The sequence below is a fragment of the Bifidobacterium sp. W8114 genome (genome assembly GCF_016101165.1).
In the GTDB taxonomy this organism is placed as follows: domain Bacteria; phylum Actinomycetota; class Actinomycetes; order Actinomycetales; family Bifidobacteriaceae; genus Bombiscardovia; species Bombiscardovia asteroides.
Genome location: NZ_JACFRA010000001.1, coordinates 214,431 through 230,381, shown reverse-complemented (window position 1 = coordinate 230,381; position 15,951 = coordinate 214,431). Strand labels below are relative to the sequence as shown.

Genomic DNA, 15,951 nt, shown 5'->3' with positions numbered 1-15,951 from the left:
GTACCCCAGTGACCCGGCAAGGGGGCCGTGTAGGGTGATGAACTATGAACAATGGAGCATCATCATCGCAATCCGCCGCCGAACCGAGCGCTGAAAGAGGTTCGACAATCCTTTACCTGACCCGGCATGGAAGAACGACGGCCAATGTCATGCATTTGATGCAGGGCTGGTCCGATTTCCCGCTGACCAGGCAAGGCCGCGAGGACGTGCGCCAGTTCGGTCGGGGTCTGCGGCCCATTCGATTCCGGGCAGCCTGGAGCGGCAATCTGAGCCGACAGTATGAAACAGCCCGCCTGGCCCTTGACGTGTCCGGCAATGGGGACCTGCGCGTGGGCGTGGACCCCGACCTTCGCGAGGACAATTTCGGCAGTTTCGAAGGTCGGGACGAGCGCACTACCCTTAATCAGGTCTGCGCCGCCATGGGGTTCAAGGACTTTGCTGCAGCCAGGGCAGCCTACGGCAGGAACATTCCCATCCATATGCAGGACACCTTCCACAGGTTGGACGCCCAGGACATCCTGTCTGCCGGATTGGACGAACAAGATCGTGCCGAGACCACGGCCCAGGTCCGCAGCAGAATGATCGCGGTGATGACGCGCATCGCGCAGTCCGCCATCGAAGAGGGCGGCGGGCCTGTCCTGGTGGTCTCCTCAGGCATGTGCCTGCAACAGTTTCTGGTAGCCATCGACGACCACTCCCCAATCCCAGACATGGACAACACCGCCGTAACCAAGGTGATTTATGGGGATGACGGCTTCCGTCTGGCGGGCCCGGTCAGCTCCATGGAGTACTTCCAGGCAGGAAGCCGGGACAAGTAGCAGACAGAACTGCCAGGCGCGCTGCGCTTCTCCGGCTATTAGATTTTTATCGGTTTTATTTCCGTCCCGGCGTGTCTGGAAGTGCACCAGCAGCGAGAGGGAATTGACCATTCCAAGGACCGCAGCTATATTGAAATCGTCAGTTTCAGGGAAGGTGAAAGTCCTTACTGGCGGTATCCGGTTGAATACCGGGAGCCCGCGACCCGCGCAAGCGGTGGATATCGGTCAAAGTCCGAAGCCAACGGTTACAGTCCGGATGGAAGAAACGAGGCCCTCTATGAGCATGCCCAATTCTCATTCACATACCACTGCAAACGCAAACAAGGACACGCGCTTCGACGATGTCCACTCCACAGGTGCAGGCGGTTCAGGACGCTGGTCGACAAAGCGGATTGCGGTCTACGCGCTCTTCGTAGCCCTGGCCATGGTTCTGAGCTTCTTCTCCTTCCCAATCTTCCCTGCCGCCCCTTGGCTCAAATACGACCCCTCAGGCATCGTCGTCCTGGTATGCGGCTTTGCCTTTGGTCCGGCGGCTGCCGCCATCATCTCCATCCTGGGATTCGTCCCGCACCTGTTCACCAACCCCTTCGGTGCATTGATTTCGATGATTGTGGCCCTGGCACTGAGCGTGCCGGCAGCCGTGATCTACCGCAGGATGCACAGCCGTAAGGGAGCAGTCATCGGAATCGTCTCAGGCGCCATTCTGGGCGTGATCGCGGCCATTCTGTGCAACGTGGTGATCACCCCCTTCTATGCGCACATGTCCATGGCCAAGGTGATTGCCATGATCGTGCCGATCCTCCTGCCCTTCAACCTGATGAAGTTCGCCATCCACGGCGTGGTCACCTTCCTGATCTACAAGCCCATCTCCACGCTGATCAACAAGTAGGCCACGGCAGTTCGGAAAGTCATGGCAGTATCCATGACCCAAGCCACAGTCTCGGATTCAGCGGCATCGAAGGCAACGGTCGCCCGCCTCAGCCAGGTCTCCTTCTCCTATGACGGAGGCCGGACCTGGGCCTTGGACCACCTATCCATGGAGGTGCATGCAGGCGAGCATCTGTGCATCCTGGGAGCGAATGGTTCCGGCAAATCAACGCTGGGAAGCATCCTCTCGGGTGCGACTGCACCTGACCACGGCCAGGTCGAGCTTATGGGCCGGGCAGTCTGTTCAGATACCCCAGATCAAGGCCGACGGATTGACGCTGGAGCCTACCGACAGGCACGCCGACGCATCGGCATGGTCTTCCAAAACCCCGAGGACCAGATCGTGACCACAGTCGTCCAGGACGACGTGGCCTTCGGACCCGAGAATCTGGGCATGCCTCGACAAAAGATGCTCTCCTGCGTACCGGCTGCCTTGAAGCAGGTGGATCTGCAGACGCGGATGAATGACGATCCCACCCGTATGTCGGGCGGGCAACAGCAACGCTTGGCCCTGGCCGGCAGCCTGGCCATGAATCCAGGCATGATGGTGCTGGACGAACCCGGTGCCATGCTTGATGCGGCCGGCCGGCAGGAGATTCAATCAATCCTTTGCAGGCTGACGGCCCAAGGCACGGCTGTCGTCCACATTACCCACCTGCTCGAGCAGACCAGGCAGGCTGACCGGGTCCTCGTACTTGACCATGGGCGCATCGTGGCCTCCGGGAGTCCTGACGAAATCCTGACCAGGCAGGATCTGCCTGTTCTTTTTGACGAACCGAACCAAAATCCGCTGACTCAAAGCGGGGCATCAGATAGGAACGCGAAGATCGCAGTCGATGACCACGCCATCTCCATGGTCAAGTTGTCGGATGTCTCATACAGTTTTCCGGATGCCGGAAACAAAGCCCTCAGCCAGGTGAATCTGGAGCTTGCGCAAGGACATACCCTGGCCATTATCGGGCGCAACGGATCCGGCAAGTCCACCCTGGCCAGGCTCATCTGTGCCCTGGCCACCCCCGACAGCGGATCCATCCAGGTGGCCGGCCTGCCCCTGGCCGGACCCGACCGACCCAAGGCCAAGCATCTGCGACGCCAGAATCTCAAGCTTCTGCGCCAAAGGGTCGGCTATGTCATGCAATATCCCGAACATCAGCTTTTTGCGGATACTGTTGCCCAGGACATCGCCTATGGTCCACGCAACCTGGGCTATGGTCCCGATCAGGTGCAGCATCGGGTGGATGAGGCCATGCAGCTTTTAGGCATCAAAGATCTGGCCGACCGCTCCCCCTTCGACCTTTCGGGAGGTCAGCGACGCCTGGTGGCCATCGCCGGGGTCGTGGCCTGCAGCCCGCGACTGCTGGTTCTGGACGAGGTCACCGCCAGCCTCGACCCCCGGGCCTGCACACGCATCATGACACTGCTTCAAGTACTCCATAAGCGTGGGGTCACCATCGTCATGAGCACCCACACCGATCGCGAGGCCCTGGACCTGGCCGACCAGACCCTGCTCCTGGAACATGGGGAGACACTGGCCTATGGGCCTACTGCGGAAGTAGTGGAGCGCTACCATCAACTGCTCACCGTAGACGCAGCAGAGAAGCGAGCCGCTGGGGAGGAAGAAACAGGGAAGGAAACCGATCACACTCAGGCGGACCATAAACCCCCATCCTTGCTGGCAAGGCTTGACCCGCGAGCCAAGCTGGTGACCTTCCTCCTGGCCATGTTCACCGCCTTCGCCATCTCCACACCGGCGCAACTTGTTCTGGCACTGGTGGTCACTGTCGGCCTCTTCGCCGCCGCCCGCGCCCCGCTGCGTTCCATCATGAACTCGGTCAAGGGCTTTCTGGTCCTCATGCTTCTGCTGGCCCTGTTCAATCTTTTGGTCACCCAGACCGGTCATAGATTGGCTGCCTGGGGTCCATTCGTGCTGACCACCGGAGGCATCTGGGTGGCCGTACTATACGCCTGCCGCTTCATGTTGATCATCTTTTTGGGGGCGCTCCTGGTGGAGACCACCACCCCAACGCAGATGACCGATGCCTGTGAATCCCTGCTGAGCCCCCTGTCCAGGCTGGGTATCCACACCAACGAGATCGCCCTGGTCCTATCACTGGCTCTGCGCTTCATCCCCACCCTGGAGCGTGAGGTTCAGGCCATTGTGGAAGCCCAGGCCGCCCGTGGCGGATCCATCGAGTCCGGCTCGCTCTCGCAGCGTCTGCATGCGGCCATAGCCATCACCGTCCCTGTCTTCGCCGGAGCTCTGCGTCACGCTGACAACCTGAGCCGGGCCTTGGATGCCCGATGCTATGAGGGCAGCCGTCAACAGCGCACCCACTACCGACTGCTGCGATTGGGCAGGATGGACATCCTGTTCATCGCTCTCATGGCCCTCTATCTGCTGACCCTGCTGCTGCATCCCCTGTTCTGAGCGGGCAGACCGCATCAAGCGCTTACCCCGCTGTCCTTTCATCGTCACTTAGGCTTTCCTCCACGCCTAGCCTGAGTGCCCCATCACGCAACCGCCTGAATCACCAGCTACTTGAGCAAACGAGCAGGGATGAATGGAAGATTGATTTGGGAACATTAGCGTCACTTACTGTCAGTTTCATTGCAAACTTGAGTTTGATAGAAGAAAATAATCGAGCCTTTCTATGGACTCGTCTCTTAAGGCAGAACGACCGCAGATCTCACTCTGCCAATAGACGCCATATATCTCAAGTGACACTTCAAGAACGATATTGCAAAAAACAACACCAATCCTCGGCAATACAAAATAAGAGGGGCTGGAGCACATGGAGAGTGCTCCAGCCCCTCATAAGCTAGCTGCGTCAGGCATTAACCCTGTATCTCAGTCACTTGCAGGCGAACTCTGACCGGACTGCTCGGAACCCTGACCATCCTGGCTCTGGCTGTCGGCCTCGCCTACCGGTGGAACATCAACGTCGGAAGAACCAACCGAGGCTCCAACCAGTTCAGGGTCCTGGTTCTGCCCATCGGCAGGATTGGCCGCATGCCTGGGTCCCTCAAAGGGCTTGCCAGTGAAAGTGAACTCACCCAGAATGCCCTCGCCTTCGGCATCGACCTGGACGGACTCGTTGTCCGTAAGTTCGCCCATGAGGATCTTCTCGGAGACGGCATCCTCGATGTCCCGCTGGATGACACGGCGCAGGGGCCGGGCACCCAGGAGCGGATCGAAGCCCTTCTCGGCCAACAGATCCTTGGCCTTGTCGGTCAGATCCAGGGACATGTGGCGATCGAAGAGACGATCGTTAAGCTGGGCGATGTCCAGGTCGACGATCTGGCGGACCTGGGGCTCGGTCAGCTGCTGGAAGACGATGATGTCATCCAGGCGGTTCAGGAACTCGGGCCTGAACTGCTGCTTGAGCTCACTGGTCACCTGGTCCTTCATCCGCTGATAGGAGGTCTCGGTGTTGCCACTCACGTTGAAGCCGGTGTTGGCCGCCTTGGCGATGTCACGGGTTCCCAGGTTGGTGGTCAGGATGATGATGGTGTTCTTGAAGTCCACCATACGACCCTGCCCGTCGGTCAGATGGCCGTCGTCCAGCACCTGCAGAAGGGTGTTGAAGATGTCCGGGTGAGCCTTCTCGATCTCGTCGAAGAGAACCACGGAGAATGGCTTACGCCTGACCTTCTCGGTCAGCTCGCCGCCCTCTTCGTATCCCACGTACCCCGGAGGGGCACCGAAGAGACGAGAGGTGGAATACTTCTCCGAAAACTCGGACATATCCACCCTGATCAGGGCATCCTCGTCGTCAAAGAGGAACTGGGCCAGAGCCTTGGCCAGCTCGGTCTTGCCCACGCCAGTGGGGCCGGCGAAGATGAAGGAACCTGCAGGGCGCTTGGGGTCCTTGAGGCCCACACGGGTGCGCCGGATGGAGCGGGACAGGGCGGAGACGGCCTCATCCTGGCCGATAATCCGCTTGTGCAACTCCTTCTCCATACCCAGGAGCTTCTTGGACTCGGCCTGGGTCAGCTTGAAGACCGGAATGCCGGTGGTCGAGGAGACCACCTCAGCGATCACGTCCTCGTCGACGACCATCTTGACGTCGGACTCGCCCTCGTGCCAGGCCTTCTCCTTCTCCTTGCGCTCGGCCTCCAGCTTCTCCTGGCTGTCGCGCAGCTGAGCGGCCTTCTCGAAGTCCTGATCCTTGATGGCCTGGTCCTTCTGGGCGGAAATGCGATCCACCTTGGTGTCCAGCTCCTTGAGCTCCGGCGGGGCGGTCAGCCGCTTGATGCGCAGACGTGCGCCAGCCTCATCGATCAGGTCGATAGCCTTGTCAGGCAGGTTCCTGTCCTGGATGTAGCGTGCAGAGAGCTCAGCCGCTGACTGCAGGGCCTTGTCGGTGATAGTGACGTGGTGATGATGCTCGTAGCGGCCACGCAGACCCTTGAGAATCTCGATAGTCTGGGCGATGGTCGGCTCGGAGACCTGAATGGGCTGGAAGCGCCGCTCCAGGGCCGCATCCTTCTCGATGTACTTGCGGTACTCGTCGGTGGTGGTCGCTCCGATGGTCTGCAGCTCGCCGCGGGCCAGCAGGGGCTTGAGCATGTCAGAGGCACCCAGGGCCCCATCTGCCGAACCTGCGCCGACGATGGTGTGAATCTCATCGATGAAGAGAATGATGTCGCCCCGGGTCTTTATCTCCTTGAGCACCTTCTTCAGACGCTCCTCGAAGTCGCCCCGATAGCGGGAACCGGCCACCATGGAGCCCAGATCCAGCGAGTAGACCTGCTTGCCCTTGAGGGTCTCAGGAACATCACCGTTATGGATTTTCTGGGCCAGGCCCTCGACCACGGCTGTCTTGCCTACGCCGGGCTCTCCGATCAGCACCGGGTTGTTCTTGGTCCTCCTGGACAGGACGACCATGACCCTCTCGATTTCATTGGCCCGGCCGATGACCGGATCCAGCTTGCCTTCAGCGGCTTCCTGGGTCAGGTTCCTGCCAAACTGGTCCAGAATGGCCGAACCGGTCTGTCCACCCTTGTTGGAAACGCCGCCGGCATTGGCCAGATCGCCCTTGCCGGCATCGCCGCCTTCGTGGCTGCCGCGAATCATATCAATGGTGGCGGTCCGCAGATCGCTCAGATCCACACCCATCTTGATCAGCACCTGGGTGCCGACGCCTTCACCCTCGCGGATGAGACCCAGCAGAATGTGCTCGGTGCCGATGTAAGAGTGGCCAAGCTGAAGGGCCTCGCGCAGCGACAGCTCCAGGACCTGACGGGCGTGCGGTGTGAATGGGATGTGCCCATTGGGGACCGCATTGCCCTTACCGATCATCTCCTCGACCTGTTTGCGGGTGGCATCCAGCTCCACGCCCTTGGAGGCCAGGGCCTTGGCGGCGACACCGTCACCCTCCCTGATCAGGCCCAGGAGGAGGTGCTCGGTGCCGATGTAATTGTGCTGCAGGGTGCGGGCCTCTTCCTGCGCCAGCACAATCACCCGCCGCGCACGGTCGGTAAACCGTTCGAACATACTTGTCCTTCCCTTTGATCCGTAATTCACTCTACAGATTTACGGTGACGTTTATTCTCGGCCCACCGGGGATTGCGCTCTGAACGCAACGAGGCCTTGGAATCAGTCCTCTGAGTCGTCTTCTGACTCCATCTGCTCCATGAGTTCCACCTCAGGTCGCTCCTCGCGTGGCTTCTGCCTGACCACATCAATATGAAGATCGTCATAGGCGGGCTGGGACTGGACCCACAGATGGGACTCCTCCTGGGGCTCGATCTCGGAATGCTCGCCGCAGCCATGGTCCAGGGAGACAACACGCCCGTCGTCCGGACTCCAACGATTGGCGCAGACACCGAACATGGTGCCCAGATCACCTGCCAGGGGAATCATGAAGCCGCATGTCTCACAGGCCTTGCCCTTGGCCGTCCGGGTAGACAGGGACTTTGGACCGTGCTGCCCCTCGTACCAGCGCTTGGCAGTGGCGGACCGGGCCTCGGCGGTCATCACGTGTCGGCGGCTCAGAGCGAAGCAATCGACGGCCTCATCCAAGTCGGCGGAAGAGGTCTGTGCGTCAAGGGAAACCTGATTATTCGGTTCCTGCCCGTGAACGTCCTTATCGTCACCTGAGCGGTCTACCAGGCGGAAGACCGCACCGTAGGTCTCCTCGTCAGTACCGTCGGCATCAGCCGAGGCTGATTCTTTTTGGCTTTCTTCATCGTCCTCTGGGACTTGCCGTACTTCGGAATTCTGAGGTCCCGCCTGGGCAGGCTCGTATCCGGCTGTCAGCCTGGGGTCGTCGGGATCGGTTCCCATGACATCAGTCACGCTCAGATCCGAGGGCAGAAGGCGATCCTTCCAGGGAACCCATGCCGGGGGCTGCAGGGCCGCATCGGTGGGCACCAGAGAGGATTCATCCACAGTCCAGGTATCGGCATCCTCATCACGGTAGAGGGTGACCGACCACTGCCAGCCCTCGTAGCCCTTGATGGCCGAGGCGAACCGGTAGTCCCAGACACCATCCCCGATCAGGGTGCGGCCGACCAGCTGGCCGACCTCATCACTGTCGGCAGCCACGCTCAGAGCTACTCGCCTGGCCAGTCCCTCAGGATCCAGGTCCTCTTGAACCATCTATCACACCTTCATCATCAGTGGGACCGGACCAAACCGATCCACGTCGGATTCTTCTCGCCGTCCACTCAGTCCGGCACGTCAAAGTCATCAGCCACAGCCCTCAGGAGGGTGGCCAGCTTGGCGGATTCGGCCCGACCCGGGTAGTGGTGCCGACGCAGGCCATTGCCGGCCGAATCCAGCAGCTTGATCAAATCCTCCACGATGGCGGCCATATCGTCCGGATCGGGCCGCTTGGCACGCAGAATGGAGGGGGTCGGCCCCACAAGCTTCAGATCCAGGGCCTGGGGGCCCTTGCGGCCCTCAGCCACCGAGAACTCCACTCGGGATCCCTTGCGTATGGTGGACACCCCAGCAGGCAGGGCTGACGAGGGCAGGAAGACATCCCCGCCTTGCTCATCCGTGATGAACCCGAACCCCCGCTTGGCGTCGTACCACCGTACTCTCCCGCTGGGCATGCTCTGCCACTTCCTTACGTTGCTTCTTGAACAAATATATCCGGAATCAGTTTACCTGACCTGGACGCGCAGGACGACCCTTCTTGTCATAGGCGTACGGGACGGGCGGCGGCAGAATTGGCCTGGTCTTCAACGCCCCCCTGATCCCGCCTGACGCCCTGGGGTATGACGATGGTGAAGGTCAGGCCGCCTCCCGGGGTCTGCGAGGCGCATATGAACCCCTGATGGGCCTTGACAATGGACTGGACGATGGCCAGGCCAAGCCCCGTGCCGCCCTTCTCCCGAGCCCTGGACGGGTCAGCGGTATAGAAGCGCTCGAAGAGCCTGGACCTGGATTCCTCCGGGACGCCAGGCCCATGGTCGACCACGCGAATGATGGCATAGTCGGTGCCCACATGGCTGTTTTCCGCCACCTGAATCGCCTCGGCCAGGTGTCCCAGCGATGATTCGGTGGCATCCAACCTAGTCAGATCCGCTGGAGCGATGGTCGCCTTGACCAGGCCCAATCCCACCTGTACCGGCGAATCAGACGGGGTGTAGCGGTGGATGTTGCCCACGATATTGGTAATCACCTGACGTAGGCGGCTGGGGTCTCCTGTCACCTGTACCAAGGGCAAGGGTCCTTCCTGGATATCCAGACTGACCGATGGACCCAGGTGCCCGCCCACGGTTATTTTCTCCTTGTTGCGTCCCTTGAGGCCCGACAGTCCCTTGTTGGCCGTGGCCGGCATCTCGTGGGGGGCAGGCTGGTCCTCGGTATGCAGGCAAACCCTTCCGGTAGCCACATCCCTTCCCAAATCCAGGGCATGCAAGTCGTCCACTCCGTCTCGCACCAGTCCAGTCAGATCGACCGGCAGGGTCGTATCGATTCCCCTGCCCTCATCCAGACGAGCAAGCGAAAGCAGATCCGTGACCAGAACCGTCATTCTGGTTGAAGAGTCCTCGATGTGCTGGATGGACTTGTCGGCACGCTCCAGAGCCCCTGGATAGTCACGCTGCATCCTGTAGAGCTCTGCATAGCCATGGATGGCGGCCAGAGGAGTGCGCAGCTCATGACTGGCGTCCGAAACGAACTGCTTCATCTTTTCAGTGGTCTGGCGCTGCTCGTCGAAGGAATGCTCGATTCGCGCCAGCATGGCATTGAGGGATGCCGCCAGGGAGCCCACCTCGGTATTCTCCGGGAAGCTGGGAATGCGTTGGGAAAGGTCTCCGGCCGCTATCTTTGCAGCGGTCTTCTCGATGCGTTTGAGGGGAACCAGAGTGGACTGAATCAGCAGGACCGAAATGATTCCGCCCAGAAGAACCACCACGGCGGAGATGACCATGCAGAAAGCCGTCAGATCGTGTACTGCCTCATCCTGGTCGCTCATGGACAGTCCGATGAAGAGCACACCTCTGATTTCGGAACCGTCCAGTTCATTGCGCAGCTTCCACTGCATGGCCACTACCCGCCAGGAGGCCCGGGCTCGCTTCATGGTGTCCCGGTCGGGCGAGGCCTGTTGAGAGACGCGCACGTAGGCTGGTACCGTGGTCGGCTGGCCCAGGGGTATCGAACCCAGGCTACCGTCGGCGGGCAGACGCGGTCGGGAGATGACGCCGTTGACCTGCATGGGATTCAGATCGTCCGAAATGATGTGCAGGTCGTTGTCGCGGATCTGCAGGAAGTAGTCGGTGGGCCCCAGACCGTTCTTGCTCAGATCCTCCTGGCGCAGAAGGGTGGCGTTGCGGATGCCCAGGTTGGCCTGACGAATCAGCTGCGAGTCAGTGCGCTTCATCAGATAGTCGTCGGCCATCTGGCAGATGGCTACAGAGACGCCCACCGTGCCCACGATGAGCAGGATGAGCATGCTGGCCACAAGTTTGGTGCTTAGGGGTATGGCAGCCAGAGGCGACCTGGGCATGGAGCGACCCCTCGGCTTGCTGGAGCCGGCTGCCTTGCCGGAGTCCGGACCCATGAAAGACCTGGACCTGTCAGCCACCCTCGGATCGGGAGCGGACGACGGTTCTGTCTTGGGGACCGGACCCTGGGGATTAGTCGCCATCGCCGCCATCCGATGCGTTCTGCCTGGGTGCCCGGATCATGTAGCCGATGCCCCGCTTGGTCTCAATCAGCGGGGTGACCTTATGCTCCCCGCCATGTCCGTCGCTGACGGTGATGCCATCCACCTTCTTGCGTAGGTAGGAGATGTAGGATTCCACGATGGCCGCATCGCCTCCCCAATCGTATTGCCAGACGTGGTCCAGGATCTGGGCCTTGCTGAGCACGCGGCCTTCGTTGTCCATCAGATAGCGCAGCAGCTTGTATTCGGTCGGACTCAGGTCGATGGGTCGGCCGGCCCTGGTGACGTCGTGGGAATCCTCGTTGATCTCCAGATCGCCCACGCGGATGACCGGGTCGTCCTCCTGGTGCTCGCGGGTCCTGCGCAGTATGGCCTTGATCCTGGCAACGACCTCCTCCAGGCTGAAAGGTTTGGTCACGTAATCGTCGCCGCCCACAGTCAGTCCCATGACCTTGTCCTGGGTGTCATCCCTGGCGGTCAGGAAGAGCACCGGCGCATCGATTCCCTCCTGACGGATACGGGAGGTGACTGTAAATCCATCGATGTCAGGCAGCATGACATCCAGGACGATCAGATCTGGCTGGATACGTTCGATGACTTGAATGGCCTCGGAGCCGGATGCCGCGGTTTCGACAGCAAAGCCCGCGAAGTGCAGGGAGGCCACCAGCAGATCCCTGATGGACGGTTCGTCGTCGACCACGACCAGTTGTGCTTGCGTCGGTTTGCTCATGGTTTCAGCTTGCCGCCTCTTTCTGGGTATTGTCTGAAAGTTCGCTGACCGTCTTCGTCGGACGTGCCTCCTTTTTCGCGGCACTGGACTTGCGAATGTTGGACTTGCGATCATGAGCCCCGGTTCGGCTGCTCCGACGCCACCAGATCGCCACGGCCACGACCAGAATGACCAGGACCACGGCAGTCACCGAGAGAGCGATGATCATGACCCGGTGATGCCGCTGGTTTTGCTTCAGGGTCTCCACCTGGGTCATCATGGCCTTGGCCGAGCCCACCCAGTCAGGGTTCCGGCCCTTGGTGACCGGCTCCAGAGCAGCCTGCGAGAGCTGATCCACACTGGATTGGTCCTTGAGCCAGGCCTGCGAGTTACTCGAGACCGCCACGACCAATTTGCCGTCCTGAGAGGCCACGGCCAGCAAAACCGTGTCGTGGGCAGGCTTCATCGATTCGAGCACACGGGATGCCCAGGTCTCGGGCTTGACTCCCGCGTAGAAATGCGGCAGGTAGAGCAGTCGGACCGATACTCCGGTTTCCTCCGCAGTCTCCTTGATCGCATCCTTGACGGAACCCACATCAGAACCCAGCAGATTCTGCGGATCGGTGATCGTATCGGTCATGGTTCCGGCATCGGTCTGAGGTTCATCGGCATAACCCCTGGTAGGTCCAAGGGCACCGACCGCCAACACCATCGAGAGCAGGAGAGCCAGAACCCTCCTCATGGCCGAAAGGCTGAGCGGACTCGTCTTGTGGAGGGGAATTCGTTCGACCACATGGGTCCGTGGGAGGGGCAACTGCGTGAACACTGTCATAGTGTCCACAGTAGCGGTTGACGGTATTGGACTCCCCCACCATCGCCGCCATTCAAGGAAAGGACGACCATGACACGGTTCCAAGTTGATTCGGATCAGATACAGACGGCCTCCGGCGCGGTCAGCGGCTCGATAGGGGCCATCAGAGATGCCGTGGCGGGAATGTACACCAATCTGGACAATCTCCAAAGCGTCTGGCAGGGTTCGGCGGCCAGCCAATTCGCCACGGTGACCCAGCAGTGGCGTGCCTCGCAGGCCCAGATGGAACAGGCTCTTGAAGGCATCCAGGCGGCCCTGACCCAGGCTTCGGCCCTCTATGCAGACACAGAAGCCCAGGCCACCCGCCTCTTCGCCGGAGCCTGAGCGCCTGGCAGATGCACACGGACCTTCCGTCCGATCTTCCGATAGCAGACCGATGCAAAACCCGGAAAAACCAGATCCGGAAACCCAGATCCGGAAAACCGATAGTGCAGTGACAGAAAAGGCGAACAGGGGCCCGCACACCATTGTCCGGTGTGCAGACCCCTGTCCTTGGCGATCACCAGGTTCAGCCGAAAAGCATCTGGTTGAACCTATAAGGATCAGTAGCCCATATCACCCTGAGGCTGAGCGGCAGCAGGTGCCGGAGGCTCAGGCTTGTTGGCCACGACAGCCTCGGTGGTCAGGAAGAGCCCGGCGATGGAGGCCGCGTTCTGCAGAGCGGAACGGGTCACCTTGACGGGGTCGGCCACGCCGGCCTCCAGCAGATCCTGGTACTCGTTGTTGGCGGCGTTGAAGCCCTGGCCAGCAGGCAGCGAACGGACCTTGTTGATGACCACGTCACCGGAGACGCCGCTGTTCTCGGCGATCTGCTTGATGGGGGCCTCGATGGCACGGAAGACGATGGATGCACCGGTGGACTCGTCACCATCCAGCTTGACATCCTTCTCGGCCTTGGCAGCGGCCTGAACCAGAGCCACGCCGCCTCCGGGCAGCAGGCCCTCTTCGATGGCGGCCTTGGCGTTACGGACAGCATCCTCGATGCGGTGCTTGCGCTCCTTGGCCTCGACCTCGGTGGCTGCGCCGACCTTGATGACGGCCACGCCGCCGGCCAGCTTGGCCAGCCGCTCCTGCAGCTTCTCACGGTCGTAGTCGGAATCGGTGTTCTCGATCTCGGTGCGGATCTGGCCCACACGGGCGGAGACCTCGTCCTTGGAACCGCCACCGGAGACGATGGTGGTCTCGTCCTTGGAGACGATGACCTTCTTGGCTGTGCCCAGCACGCTCATGTCGATGGAGTCCAGCTTGAGACCGAGCTCATCGGACACGACCTGTGCACCGGTCAGAATGGCCATATCCTGCAGCATGGCCTTGCGGCGGTCGCCGAAGCCAGGAGCCTTGACGGCGCAGGAGTTGAAGGTGCCGCGAATCTTGTTGAGAATCAGGGTGGGCAGCGCCTCGCCGTCCACATCCTCGGCCACGATCAGCAAGGGCTTGCCGGTCTTCATGACCAGCTCAGCGATGTGGACCACGTCCTGCTGGCTGGAGACCTTGCCCGAGGTCAGCAGAATGTAGGGATCATCCAGAACGGCGGTCTGGTCGTCGTTGTTGGTGACGAAGTAGGGAGCGATGTAGCCCTTGTCGAAGCGCATGCCCTCGGTGAACTCCAGGTCCAGTCCGAAGCGGTTGTTGTCCTCGACGGTGACCACGCCGTCCTGGCCGACCTTGTCCAGAGCCTCGGCGATCTCATTGCCGATCTCGGGGTCGCCTGCGGAGATGGTTGCGGTGGCAGCAATCTGGTCCTTGGTCTCGACTTCCTTGGACTGGGCCACGAGCTCCTTGACGATGGCGTCAGCGGCCTTCTCGATGCCGCGGCGCAGGGCGATGGGGTTGGACCCGGCAGCCACGTTCTTCAGACCCTCATGCACCAGGGCCTGAGCCAGCACGGTGGCGGTGGTGGTGCCGTCTCCTGCGACGTCGTCAGTCTTCTTGGCGACTTCCTTGACCAGCTCGGCGCCGATGCGCTCGTAAGGATCCTCCAGGTCGATCTCCTTGGCGATGGAGACGCCGTCGTTGGTGATGGTCGGCGCGCCATAGGACTTGTCCAGCACCACATTGCGACCCTTGGGGCCCAAAGTGACCTTGACCGTGTCGGCCAGCTTGTCCAGGCCGGCAAGCATGCCCTGACGAGCTTCCTCGTCATACTCGATGATTTTTGCCATTGTTGCTTCCTCCGTCATGGCTTGAGGTTTCATGACCCACCGTCGGCGTGGAACGGAACCCGACCGTCAGCTGTCGTGTTATCACTCCCGCACCTCGAGTGCTAATTCAGCAGATTAGCACTCGTCGGGACCGAGTGCCAACCCGAGGCGAAAATACGCTGCAGGCTGTATGTCATATCGGCCCTTGCACATCGGTCGCGGCGGCGGATAATCCGCACTCTGCTCAGTCCTGGCTCGGCATCTGGGCATAGACAACGTGCCATAAAAAAGGACCCCGGAATGACCGGGGTCCCCCATGACGAATACAGAAGACGACAATCAGAGCTTGGTGACCTTGGTTGCCTGCAGACCCTTGGGGCCCTGCTCCACCTGATATTCGACCTTATCTCCCTCATCAAGGGTCTTGAAACCATCGGACTGAATGGCCGAGTAGTGCACGAACACGTCCTCGCCGCCATCGTCGGGATTGATGAATCCGTAACCCTTGCCAGCGCTGAAGAATTTCACAGTGCCTTGTGCCATAACTAACTTCCTTAACATAGGTGCCGCGTCACAACAGATACGAGACTGACCGCATCTGCCTGGTCGGCAAGGTCAGTTTAGGCCTATTTATGAGGCAATTGCAAAACGCCGAGCCGAAATTCTGAATGTTGCGCCGTCGCAATTCCTCCGCTGTCCGGCTGACCGAACTCACTGCATGAGGATGGCTTCCACCGGAGTGGAGGCCACTGAGGACTGCTCCACCTGGGTGATACCCAGCAGGTTGGCCACCTCTTGGGCAGTGGCCTTGTCGGCCTCGTTACGATAACGGACCGTGCTTACGCCAGGCAGGGCACCTTGCGGGTTGGATGCCGTGACCGCAGTGTAACCGGCATTGACCAGAACCTGGCGCTTGTTGCCGGCATACCCGGTGACCCTGGTTCCGTTGATGACAGTGACCTGCGTGCCCCGGTTGACTACAGGAGCCGGGCTGCTGCTGGAAGCGCTTGCCGAAGGCGATTGGGAAGACGGCTTGGAAGTCTGGTCCTGGGAGGCTTGATTGGTGGCGGTCGCACTGCTTGAAGCAGAGGAGGAGGCTGAGCGCTTCGGCAGATGGCTGCTGATGACCCGCGAAGCATCAGTGTGCGTCTGCTGCCAAGGCAGAGAACCGCTGACCGCGGCCCATACGCCCAGACCGCACAGCATCGCCAAGACAAGCACCAGCAGGTAGGGCAGAGCCCTGACCGACAGGGAACGAGGCCCACGATGCACGCCTACAGGCCCCTTGGGAGGGTTGTCGAACGCATCATGAACCTGAGGGCGCGCCTGCGTCCCATTGTCGCGCGTGCTAGCCATGAACTCT

At 60.7% G+C, this 15,951-nt stretch carries 13 protein-coding genes and 1 riboswitch; of the genes, 4 read left to right on the top strand and 9 right to left on the bottom strand.

Features of this window, described 5'->3' with window-relative positions:
* Positions 1-44: 44 nt before the first annotated feature.
* From H3T89_RS00995 to H3T89_RS00985, 3 genes are all read left to right on the top strand, one after another.
* Complete coding sequence (locus H3T89_RS00995) at positions 45-818, top strand: histidine phosphatase family protein (RefSeq protein ID WP_198203474.1); 774 nt, start codon at positions 45-47, stop codon at positions 816-818.
* 137 nt (positions 819-955) lie between these two features.
* Positions 956-1,090, top strand: a riboswitch (FMN riboswitch).
* A 5-nt stretch (positions 1,091-1,095) separates the two neighbouring features.
* On the top strand, positions 1,096-1,707 hold the full coding sequence (locus tag H3T89_RS00990) for an ECF transporter S component (RefSeq protein WP_110417382.1): 612 nt from the start codon (positions 1,096-1,098) through the stop codon (positions 1,705-1,707).
* A gap of 33 nt (positions 1,708-1,740) precedes the next feature.
* Positions 1,741-4,173, top strand: coding sequence for an energy-coupling factor transporter ATPase (locus H3T89_RS00985; protein WP_198215967.1), 2,433 nt, complete (start codon positions 1,741-1,743; stop codon positions 4,171-4,173).
* Positions 4,174-4,593: 420 nt separating this feature from the next.
* On the opposite strand, the gene H3T89_RS00980 is transcribed toward H3T89_RS00985, so the two are convergent.
* From H3T89_RS00980 to H3T89_RS00955, 6 genes are all read right to left on the bottom strand, one after another.
* On the bottom strand, positions 4,594-7,242 hold the full coding sequence (locus H3T89_RS00980; RefSeq protein WP_198215965.1) for an ATP-dependent Clp protease ATP-binding subunit: 2,649 nt from the start codon (positions 7,240-7,242) through the stop codon (positions 4,594-4,596).
* A 102-nt stretch (positions 7,243-7,344) separates the two neighbouring features.
* A complete protein-coding gene (locus H3T89_RS00975; protein WP_198215963.1) occupies positions 7,345-8,349 on the bottom strand; it encodes a DUF3027 domain-containing protein in 1,005 nt (334 codons plus the stop codon).
* Between the two features lie 68 nt (positions 8,350-8,417).
* Positions 8,418-8,807, bottom strand: coding sequence for a cold-shock protein (locus H3T89_RS00970; RefSeq protein WP_015022102.1), 390 nt, complete (start codon positions 8,805-8,807; stop codon positions 8,418-8,420).
* A gap of 86 nt (positions 8,808-8,893) precedes the next feature.
* Positions 8,894-10,849 (bottom strand): sensor histidine kinase, encoded by a 1,956-nt coding sequence (locus H3T89_RS09075; RefSeq protein WP_269748961.1) that lies wholly within the window; start codon positions 10,847-10,849, stop codon positions 8,894-8,896.
* Positions 10,839-11,597, bottom strand: a complete 759-nt coding sequence (locus H3T89_RS00960) for a response regulator transcription factor (protein WP_198215961.1) — start codon at positions 11,595-11,597, stop codon at positions 10,839-10,841. The genes H3T89_RS09075 and H3T89_RS00960 overlap by 11 nt, the downstream gene beginning before the upstream one ends.
* A gap of 4 nt (positions 11,598-11,601) precedes the next feature.
* Complete coding sequence (locus tag H3T89_RS00955; protein ID WP_198215960.1) at positions 11,602-12,408, bottom strand: TPM domain-containing protein; 807 nt, start codon at positions 12,406-12,408, stop codon at positions 11,602-11,604.
* A 69-nt stretch (positions 12,409-12,477) separates the two neighbouring features.
* Between H3T89_RS00955 and H3T89_RS00950 the strand changes: the two genes are divergently transcribed.
* A complete protein-coding gene (locus H3T89_RS00950) occupies positions 12,478-12,771 on the top strand; it encodes a WXG100 family type VII secretion target (protein WP_198215959.1) in 294 nt (97 codons plus the stop codon).
* A gap of 218 nt (positions 12,772-12,989) precedes the next feature.
* On the opposite strand, the gene groL is transcribed toward H3T89_RS00950, so the two are convergent.
* From groL to H3T89_RS00935, 3 genes are all read right to left on the bottom strand, one after another.
* The gene (gene groL / locus H3T89_RS00945) at positions 12,990-14,609 is read right to left on the bottom strand and encodes a chaperonin GroEL (RefSeq protein ID WP_015022107.1); all 1,620 of its coding nucleotides are present in this window, start codon (positions 14,607-14,609) and stop codon (positions 12,990-12,992) included.
* Between the two features lie 318 nt (positions 14,610-14,927).
* Complete coding sequence (locus tag H3T89_RS00940) at positions 14,928-15,131, bottom strand: cold-shock protein (RefSeq protein ID WP_015022108.1); 204 nt, start codon at positions 15,129-15,131, stop codon at positions 14,928-14,930.
* Between the two features lie 168 nt (positions 15,132-15,299).
* Positions 15,300-15,944: a LytR C-terminal domain-containing protein gene (locus H3T89_RS00935; RefSeq protein WP_198215958.1), complete on the bottom strand. Its 645-nt coding sequence runs from the start codon at positions 15,942-15,944 to the stop codon at positions 15,300-15,302.
* Positions 15,945-15,951 lie beyond the last annotated feature (7 nt).

Coding starts and splice junctions, on each gene's coding strand:
- H3T89_RS00960 (WP_198215961.1), bottom strand. CDS start 11,597: ATGAGCAAACCGACGCAAGCACAACTGGTCGTGGTCGACGACGAACCG.
- H3T89_RS00985 (WP_198215967.1), top strand. CDS start 1,741: ATGACCCAAGCCACAGTCTCGGATTCAGCGGCATCGAAGGCAACGGTC.
- H3T89_RS00935 (WP_198215958.1), bottom strand. CDS start 15,944: ATGGCTAGCACGCGCGACAATGGGACGCAGGCGCGCCCTCAGGTTCAT.
- H3T89_RS00980 (WP_198215965.1), bottom strand. CDS start 7,242: ATGTTCGAACGGTTTACCGACCGTGCGCGGCGGGTGATTGTGCTGGCG.
- H3T89_RS00970 (WP_015022102.1), bottom strand. CDS start 8,807: ATGCCCAGCGGGAGAGTACGGTGGTACGACGCCAAGCGGGGGTTCGGG.
- H3T89_RS00940 (WP_015022108.1), bottom strand. CDS start 15,131: ATGGCACAAGGCACTGTGAAATTCTTCAGCGCTGGCAAGGGTTACGGA.
- H3T89_RS00950 (WP_198215959.1), top strand. CDS start 12,478: ATGACACGGTTCCAAGTTGATTCGGATCAGATACAGACGGCCTCCGGC.
- H3T89_RS09075 (WP_269748961.1), bottom strand. CDS start 10,849: ATGGCGACTAATCCCCAGGGTCCGGTCCCCAAGACAGAACCGTCGTCC.
- H3T89_RS00990 (WP_110417382.1), top strand. CDS start 1,096: ATGAGCATGCCCAATTCTCATTCACATACCACTGCAAACGCAAACAAG.
- H3T89_RS00955 (WP_198215960.1), bottom strand. CDS start 12,408: ATGACAGTGTTCACGCAGTTGCCCCTCCCACGGACCCATGTGGTCGAA.
- groL (WP_015022107.1), bottom strand. CDS start 14,609: ATGGCAAAAATCATCGAGTATGACGAGGAAGCTCGTCAGGGCATGCTT.
- H3T89_RS00995 (WP_198203474.1), top strand. CDS start 45: ATGAACAATGGAGCATCATCATCGCAATCCGCCGCCGAACCGAGCGCT.
- H3T89_RS00975 (WP_198215963.1), bottom strand. CDS start 8,349: ATGGTTCAAGAGGACCTGGATCCTGAGGGACTGGCCAGGCGAGTAGCT.